The following is a 7,971-nucleotide window of genomic DNA, read 5'->3' on the forward strand; positions in this document are numbered from 1 at the left end:
TTCTACGTCGTTCGCTCACGCTCTCAACTACGAATATACAGACGGCGTCGACTATCGCGGACTAACCGCCTTCGCTTCGCTATCCATGGCGGTCAGCGGTCGATCGCCATCACTCCTGTCACATCGAGCACCACTACCTTGGCGCGTTCCTTCTCAATACGAGATAGCAGATTCTCCATCACCGTCATGGTCCGCGATGAGTCGAGCGTACCAATAATTGGCAGGGTCAAAACACCATCCCAGATCTCTGTGATCGGTGTCGAGGTGTGTTTCAGCTCCTCCTGCTGCGCCTTGATGGTCTGCTCTTTAACTTCGAGATAGATGTGGAAGACATCGAGTACCAGCTGGTTGAAGAGTCGCGCCAGCACCAGCAATACCTCACGCGACTGTTCGAAGGTGTACTCATCACTCTCTTCCAGCTCCTCAATCAAGACACGCTGTAGCGCCTGCACATAGCGTACGAAGATATCGAGACTGCCACCACGGGCCTGAATCTGGCGGGCAAAGTTGGTAAAGAACTGCTCCAGGGCGCGAAACTCGGGGCCACGCTGTCCCATCTTCGCCCCCGACTGCAGCCACATCACAAACAGCTCGAGGAACTCGTAGCTGTACTCATGAATATCATCTGTGGAGAGCGTATGACTATCACCAAACAGCGCCTTGCCCTGCTCCTCGATAATCATCGAGACGTGGCCCATATTCTCCTTTAGCTGCTCGATCAGAATATCGTTGGCTGACGCCTCTGCGTTTTTATTCTTTTTGACTGCCATATCTAACTCATCCTCTTTGCCATACGTGCTACAAAAACTGATTTATCGTCACTGGTGCGACTGACCACATTACCGAGCAGGAGCGCTATGAGCTGTGGATGGAGCGACCAGAGCCCCGGAAAACTCTTCTCACTCCAGGAGCGACGCAGCCCATCCGAGGCGGTCACGACACAGGCCCCATCCGCCAGCTGATGCTGCCAAAGCTCACTTTTTCGATAGGCGTGACCCAACACGCCCGGTGCGAAGGTGGCACTGCGACGCTCAGCATCGCTGATTACAGATGCCGCCATATCACCCACACCGCTCAGCATTGCCATGCCGTGCTCATCCACCTCACCCAGGATCGCTACCGCGCCACGGGTACCTTGCAGACGACGTCCGATCGTCTCGAGCAGCTCGTCCATCTCATCAATCTCATCGATCAATGCGCCGACGCCCTCAACTACCGAGGCGGCTTCGACACCATGCCCAAGACCATCGAGGTGTATCCAACGCAATCGTCCACTCTCGCTGCGATAGGTGATTGCATCACCGTTATGAATGTCGTCGTGGTAGGCGCGTAGATGAACCCCTACCTCCGTACTGTGAGGTGCAAACTCTTTATTGTCGTAGAAACGCGCCCAGGAGGCGGTACCGTGCCACGGTGCGTCGTGCACCTCACCCCGTCTAACCGAGTAGATACCACTCTCATGAGAGAGGCGAGCTATTGCACCCAGCCCCTTGCCCATTGTGCCGGAGGTGGTGTATCCATCCTCATGCGCCACATCGAGATCGGCGATACCCTCACCGTAATCGAGCGCAAACAGATCGAGTGACGGGTGACCGTTGCTCATCTCCCAGAGCTGGATCTGTCCACCGTTGGCATACTTCAGCTGGTTGGTTGCCATCTCATTGCAGACCAGCTCCATGCGCTCTCTCACCGTATCGCCAAAGCCCATACGTCGCGATACCGCACGTAATTTTGAACGTAACAACACCTGGCTACTGTCGTCTGCCACCGGCAGATCGAGTAGCAGTCTGGCGGGCATACGCTCCTGCTCAGCCATCAGCGGCAGCACTCAACTGTTCTGCGGCAACGGCAAATTGACCTCGCCCTCGCCGCTTCGCTTCATAGAGTGCTTCGTCGGCACGACCTACCAGGGTATCGATGGTATCGGTTGCCAGACACTCGGCGATACCGATACTGACCTTGCTCTGCATGCCGTCGAGAATCTTCGTTGCGATGCGTTCGGCAATCTCAGTGCCACAGAGCGCCACCACCGCGAATTCATCACCCCCCATACGACACGGGATATCAACATGCTCACGTACACTGGCACGCATCACATCGGCCATCCGTTTCAGGTACTCATCACCGTACTGATGACCATGGGTATCGTTAATCTGTTTGAAGAAATCGAGATCGAGCAGCAGCAGTGAAACTACCTCTCCCTGGCGCTGGCCACGTAGGAATGCCTCCCGTAGACGATCATCGTAGGCACCGCGATTGAGCAGCCCGGTCAAGGCATCGGTCTCCGCCTGTTTGATCGAGGCCTGTAGCTCCTCCTTCTTCTTCTCCAGCACCGCCTCCATCTCTTTCATCTGGTCGGCAGCGACCTGCATATAGCTCTCAAGCTCATCACTGATCTTCTGGTTACGGCGCATCAGCAGTTCAGGATCTGCCGATTCACTCGCCATTCGCAGGTAGTCGATTAAAGAGTGCAGTTCATCGGAGAGTGGTTCGTGGGTCAGCTTGACCACTTCAGAGCGCTCACCCTCCCAGCCAAGACTGAGATGTAGCTTGTCGATTGTGAGTGTTACTTCGACGCCACCGTCGCTCCTAAACATCGCGTGACGCAACGACTCCAACATCGGTACAAGCGCCGCCGTGGCAACAAACTGATCACCTTTGAAGGTATCGACCGCTTGCAACACGAATCGCGACAGCCGCATACGATCGGGTTCGACAAGTAGTGACAGGGTTAATAGCGATGTTGTCATCTATACCGGGGTAGATTGAGTTATATGTAACGCTCAAAGGCGCCTTTATTTTTCTTCGTCCGAGCATATCCTTATGGTCTATAAAAAGATACCGCCAGCCCCTCGCCACACCGACCAATTGGCACTACCATAAGCAGCACGCATTCAGGAGGGTGAGATGACCTACGTGGTGCTCGAAAACTGCATCAAGTGTAAATACACCGACTGTGTTGATGTCTGCCCGGTCGACTGTTTTCACGAGGGGCCCAACTTCCTGGTGATCGACCCGGAAGAGTGTATCGACTGCACCCTCTGCGTCCCTGAATGTCCGGCCGAGGCGATTGTGATTGATGAGGATGTACCATCCGATCAACTGCAGTTCATCGCGCTCAACGCTAAACTTGCTCAACAGTGGCCCGTCATCAGCGAGAAAAAAGAGCCGCTTGAAGATGCCGCCGATTGGGATGGCAAGACCGACAAACTCCAGTTTCTAGAACGTTAACAACGGATTGAACCTACGCTTGCCCAACGCACCGATCACACTACTGCCGCGCACCGAAAAGGCGCTTAGCGTTACCGCTGAGCGTATTCTTCAGAACCACCATGAACGGCTACCCGACCTGAGTTCCGTGGTCGTTATCCTGCCCGATCTACAGGCGGCACCGCGGCTGCGACGAGCCCTCCAGCAGGGCGCCGAGATACGTGGGCATAGCGCCCTGCTCGGCCCAACTATCGAGACCTTGAGTGGCTGGCTAAGTGACACGCCGATCGAGTGTGGTGAAGTTCCAGGGTCAATAGGCCGTGAGTTGATGCTGGTCGAGGCACTGCGCGAGCACAACAGTTTGTTTGGCACTGCCAGCCCCTGGTTACTCTGCGACTCTCTAATCGAGCTGTTTGATGAGCTGACACTGCAACAGCAGCCGTTGCCCGATAGTCTGGATACCTTTACCGATCAACTCACCGCAGCCTATGCCTTAACCAAGAGTTCATCATCGCTGGGGCGCGAGGCGAAACTGGTTCACACTCTCTGGCAAGCGTGGCATGAACAGCACCAGGCCGAAGGGAAGTGTGATGTCAGCCAGGCAAAGCTGCTGCAGATCGCAGCTAAGCTAACTGAAGAGAGTGGCGACCAGCACCTCTACCTGTGCGGATCAACACAGTTCAAGGCTGCAGAACTCGAATTGATTAAACAGCGACTCTTACAGGGTCAGGCTGATCTAATTCTGCAGGGTGCCCTCACTGAGGTTCGCTACCACCCCGACGCCACCGTCACCTCACTTTTGAGCCGCTTGAGTGACATCGACAGGGAGAACCGCCCCACGGAGAGTCCCTTCAGCCAGTTACTCAACACCCTCTATAACCACGGCAGCCTGCCCATCGGCCAGCGTGCTGAGCAGTTTGCTGCATCTTACCCAGAGAGCCCGGTCACAGATCGCATTAAGATTGTCGAAGCCAATGGTAGTGAGCAGGAGGCGATAGCGGTCGATATTCAGGTGCGTCGCTGGTTACTGCACGATAAGAGAGAGTCGATTGCTGTTGTCACCGAAGATCGTCGACTCGCGCGCCGCGTTCGTGCCCTGCTCGAACGTAGTGGCATTACGATTAACGATAGCGCTGGCTGGGCACTCTCTACCACCAGTGCAGCAGCGGCACTGGAGCGTTGGCTGGAAACGGTCGAAGAGGATTTTGCCCAACAGCCCCTGATCGATCTACTCAAATCCCCTTTTGTCTTCCCAGAGCAAGCTGAAGCTGAACGACTCGCAACCCTCTACCGACTCGAGCAGGACATTATCCAGCGTGAAAATATCGCTCGAGGACTCGAGCGTTACCGTCGTCATCTCCACTACCGTCAACGACGCCTTAACTGGAGCAACGAGATCACCACCTCGATTGAGCAACTGCTTGATCGTCTCGCCGATGCCGCCGGTCCACTGCTGAAACTGATCGATGGTCAGCGTCATAAACCTGAGCGTTATCTCGAAGCGCTTCAGGAGAGTATGAAACGGCTCGGCATGAGCAGCGCATTTGACCACGATCTGGCCGGCGCACGTGTCTCGCAGGTGATCGCCACCCTGCTTGCCGCGCTACCGGGACGCCATCTGCCGATGGAGTGGGAGGAGTTTCGTGTCTGGCTCGGGCGCAGTCTCGAAACACACAACTTCCGTCTACGTGATGGTGCGGCTCCGGTCGAACTGATCAGCCTCGCGCAGAGCACACTTGGTGAGTATGACGGCGTGATTATCGCCGGTTGTGACCAGGAGCATCTACCCGGCAGTGGCGGCCATAGTCCCTTTTTTAATGACCAGGTCAGAAGAGAACTGGGACTCACCACGCGTCTTGATCGCACCAACGAGCAGTTCCACCACTTCCGTAACCTGCTCGAGGCCGCCCCCGCTATCTGCCTGACACTTAGACGCGAGCAGGATGGCGAGGAGATCATCCCCAGCCCCTGGCTCGAGAGCCTACGCACCTTCCATCTCAGTGCCTATGACGATGCGCTACTCGACCAGCAACTGATGGCACTGCTGAATGAACCGCGTAACCAGATGATCCGTTGTGACACCGATGAGTCACCCGCCCCTGTAGAACGGCCTACTCCCCAGCTGCCGCGTGGAATAATGCCGGAGAGTTTCTCCGCCTCCTCACACCAGCGGTTGATCGACTGCCCCTACCGCTTCTTCGCCGCTGACGGATTACGACTCAAACCGCTGGAGGAGATCCGCGAGGCGCTTGCCAAGTCCGATTACGGTGAGCGCGTCCATCGCTGCCTGCAGGCCTTCCACGGTGATATTGAGGGACTACCCGGCCCCTATCGTGAAGCCTTTACGAAAACTAACCGTCAACAGGCACTCGAGCTGTTGATTGCGATCTCAAACACGGTTTTCGCCAGCGACCTTGAGGACAATTTTCAGCACCGTGGCTGGTTACGTCAGTGGCTCTCGACCATTCCCTCCTATATCGACTGGCAGATCGACCACGCCGAGCAGTGGCGTGTAAAGGGTGTCGAACAGAAGGTCGAACAGAGAACGATGGGAGGTGTGGCGTTAAATGGTCGATTAGACCGAATCGATCAAGGCAGTGAAGGCCTCGACATCATCGACTACAAGAGCGGTGGCGCACCAAAACAGATCGATGTGGAGTCGGGCGAGGCGGTACAGCTACCAACCTACGCGATGTTGATGAGTGAACCGGTCAACCGCGTGGAGTACCTGATGCTCGATAGCAGTCGTGGCACTCGCACTGGTGCCGCACTGGAGGGCGACGATCTCACAGAGTTGGCGCTTGAGAACAGCGAACGTCTCGAGGCACTACAGGGGATGATCCTTGAAGGTCATCCACTCACCGCCTGGGGTGATAACAAAACCTGCAGTTACTGTGAGATGGATGGCATTTGCAGAAAGGCGGCCTGGAACCATTTTGAGCCAGACAGTAGCGACTGATAGTTGAAACAATACCGGTTTATATTCATGAAAAGCTAAGTACGCTACTTTTCAGCATTGAGTAGTGAATCTACTCCAAGAGCGTAATCGCATATGCGTAATTTGTTATTTAGGTGTCTGAAAAAGCATGGGTGAGAGTGACGACTTTGAAGGCAAGTCACAACCGATTAAGTGGAATAAAAGCCTGCTTTTAAAACTGCCATTATTGTTCGCCTTACTATTGGTTACTGTCCTAATATCCACTCAGCTCATTCTCGAAAACATTGTGGAACCAACCTTGGACAAACAGGCTGACAACTTGATGGAACAGGTCGGCAGCTCAATCGTACTTGAGCTGGAGTCACGCATTGCCCATACCGAAGCACTGACCAAGGCCATCGCCGGTGCCGGTGAGATCCTGCCGCAAGATGAGAGTGCCCATAAACACTCCCTACTCCACCTCGTAGACCAACCAGGCACCGCCAGTTATGTCGCTGGTGGCGGAGTCTGGCCAGAACCCTACCTATTTGATGACCATGTAGAGCGCCGAAGTTTTTTCTGGGGTCGTAATGCTGAGGGTAAACTCGATTACTACGAGGACTATAACGACCCAGAAGGGCCCGGTTATCACCACGAAGAGTGGTACGTACCGGCGAAGATGTTACAACGTGGCGAGGTCTACTGGTCGCGCTCCTATTTCGACCCCTACTCAGGACAAGCGATGGTGACATGTACCGCGCCTATGTTCCGTGAAGGACGATTTTATGGAGTTAGTACTATTGATCTAAAACTGAAGGGGTTAAATGAACTACTGGAGGAGAAGTCATCCGTTCTGGGTGGTTATGTCTTTGTGCTGGATCGTTTCGGTGCATTTATCTCATTCCCAGAGGAGAGTATGTTCAAAAAAAGCGTAACCAACGCTGCGGGTGAAGAGCATGAAGAGCTCCTAAACTACAGTGATCTGGCAGCGAATAATGCGCACTTTCAACCTATCGCAAAAACCATCGATCTACTTCAGGCCGATCTTGTTAACAATGCCATACAGACTGGTAATTTTAGCGAGGAGTTAGTCGAATATTTAAGTAAGGAGAGTTATCAGATCTCGACCTCTGATGCCCGTATATTAGCTGCCACCCTGTCTGACACACGACACGCAGAGGACTCTTCCCCTCTGTTATTGAAGACATTCAGTATCGAAAACGACCTATTGCTTGGCGAGGCGTCCCAGGTTGGAGTGTTCCACGTACCTGGTACCTACTGGAAAATTGTAACCGTTGCACCAGAGAGCCGGGGCTTCAATGCCCTTAGCTCAATGCGTCTACCGCTATTCACCGCCGTGGCCGCCATCACTATCGTACTTGCCATCGGCTTTGTCTTTCTGCTTCGTCTATTTTCCATCCGCCTCAGTGCTTAACCAAGCCGCTTAAAGTGGTTGCGAAAGAGTAAATCCTAAACATATACACCGTGCGAATCGACAAGAAATAGTTGGAGTCGATCTATTTCGAAGATAACTACTCAGGAGTGAGGCGAATGACCCGTTTAGTTATCCGTTCAGACACAAAAAAGGCGACCTGTCGGTCGCCTTTTATCATCCCTGGTGAGCGCCGGTCCCCCCTGCGCTCCGACATCAATCCCGATGTCGTCCTGAAGTCCTTCTAGCGGCCTACCTTGGCCCACTGCATCTCCGTGATTCCCTGTCCTTGTGATAGGTAGATTTAAGCATCCGCTGACCGCCATGGATAGCGAAGCGAAGGCGGTTAGTCAGCGATAGTCGACGCCGTCTGCATATTCGTAGTTGAGAGCGCGAGCGAACGACGAAGAAG

6 protein-coding genes are annotated in these 7,971 nt (G+C 54.2%); 3 read left to right on the forward strand and 3 right to left on the reverse strand.

Features of this window, described 5'->3' with window-relative positions:
• Positions 1–92: 92 nt before the first annotated feature.
• Genes BOW52_RS15685 through BOW52_RS15695 form a run of 3 tightly spaced genes read right to left on the reverse strand, consistent with a single transcriptional unit; the run spans position 93 to position 2,750 of the window.
• Positions 93–770 carry an STAS domain-containing protein gene (locus BOW52_RS15685; RefSeq protein WP_078485021.1) on the reverse strand — a complete coding sequence of 226 codons (678 nt, stop codon included), beginning with the start codon at positions 768–770 and terminating at the stop codon, positions 93–95.
• 2 nt (positions 771–772) lie between these two features.
• Positions 773–1,816, reverse strand: a complete 1,044-nt coding sequence (locus tag BOW52_RS15690; RefSeq protein WP_078485026.1) for an ATP-binding protein — start codon at positions 1,814–1,816, stop codon at positions 773–775.
• The gene (locus BOW52_RS15695; RefSeq protein ID WP_078485022.1) at positions 1,809–2,750 is read right to left on the reverse strand and encodes a GGDEF domain-containing protein; all 942 of its coding nucleotides are present in this window, start codon (positions 2,748–2,750) and stop codon (positions 1,809–1,811) included. The genes BOW52_RS15690 and BOW52_RS15695 overlap by 8 nt, the downstream gene beginning before the upstream one ends.
• Positions 2,751–2,907: 157 nt before the next feature.
• On the opposite strand from BOW52_RS15695, the gene fdxA reads away from it, so the two are divergent.
• The 3 genes from fdxA to BOW52_RS15710 all read left to right on the forward strand — a co-directional run bounded on the left by fdxA (position 2,908) and on the right by BOW52_RS15710 (position 7,562).
• Positions 2,908–3,231 (forward strand): ferredoxin FdxA, encoded by a 324-nt coding sequence (gene fdxA / locus BOW52_RS15700; protein ID WP_078485023.1) that lies wholly within the window; start codon positions 2,908–2,910, stop codon positions 3,229–3,231.
• Between the two features lie 7 nt (positions 3,232–3,238).
• A complete protein-coding gene (locus tag BOW52_RS15705; RefSeq protein WP_078485024.1) occupies positions 3,239–6,169 on the forward strand; it encodes a PD-(D/E)XK nuclease family protein in 2,931 nt (976 codons plus the stop codon).
• A 277-nt stretch (positions 6,170–6,446) separates the two neighbouring features.
• Positions 6,447–7,562 carry a cache domain-containing protein gene (locus BOW52_RS15710; RefSeq protein ID WP_172840390.1) on the forward strand — a complete coding sequence of 372 codons (1,116 nt, stop codon included), beginning with the start codon at positions 6,447–6,449 and terminating at the stop codon, positions 7,560–7,562.
• Positions 7,563–7,971: the final 409 nt, after the last annotated feature.

The sequence above is a fragment of the Solemya pervernicosa gill symbiont genome, from assembly GCF_002020875.1.
Lineage (GTDB): Bacteria > Pseudomonadota > Gammaproteobacteria.

Coding starts and splice junctions, on each gene's coding strand:
- BOW52_RS15685 (WP_078485021.1), bottom strand. CDS start 770: ATGGCAGTCAAAAAGAATAAAAACGCAGAGGCGTCAGCCAACGATATT.
- BOW52_RS15690 (WP_078485026.1), bottom strand. CDS start 1,816: ATGGCTGAGCAGGAGCGTATGCCCGCCAGACTGCTACTCGATCTGCCG.
- BOW52_RS15695 (WP_078485022.1), bottom strand. CDS start 2,750: ATGACAACATCGCTATTAACCCTGTCACTACTTGTCGAACCCGATCGT.
- fdxA (WP_078485023.1), top strand. CDS start 2,908: ATGACCTACGTGGTGCTCGAAAACTGCATCAAGTGTAAATACACCGAC.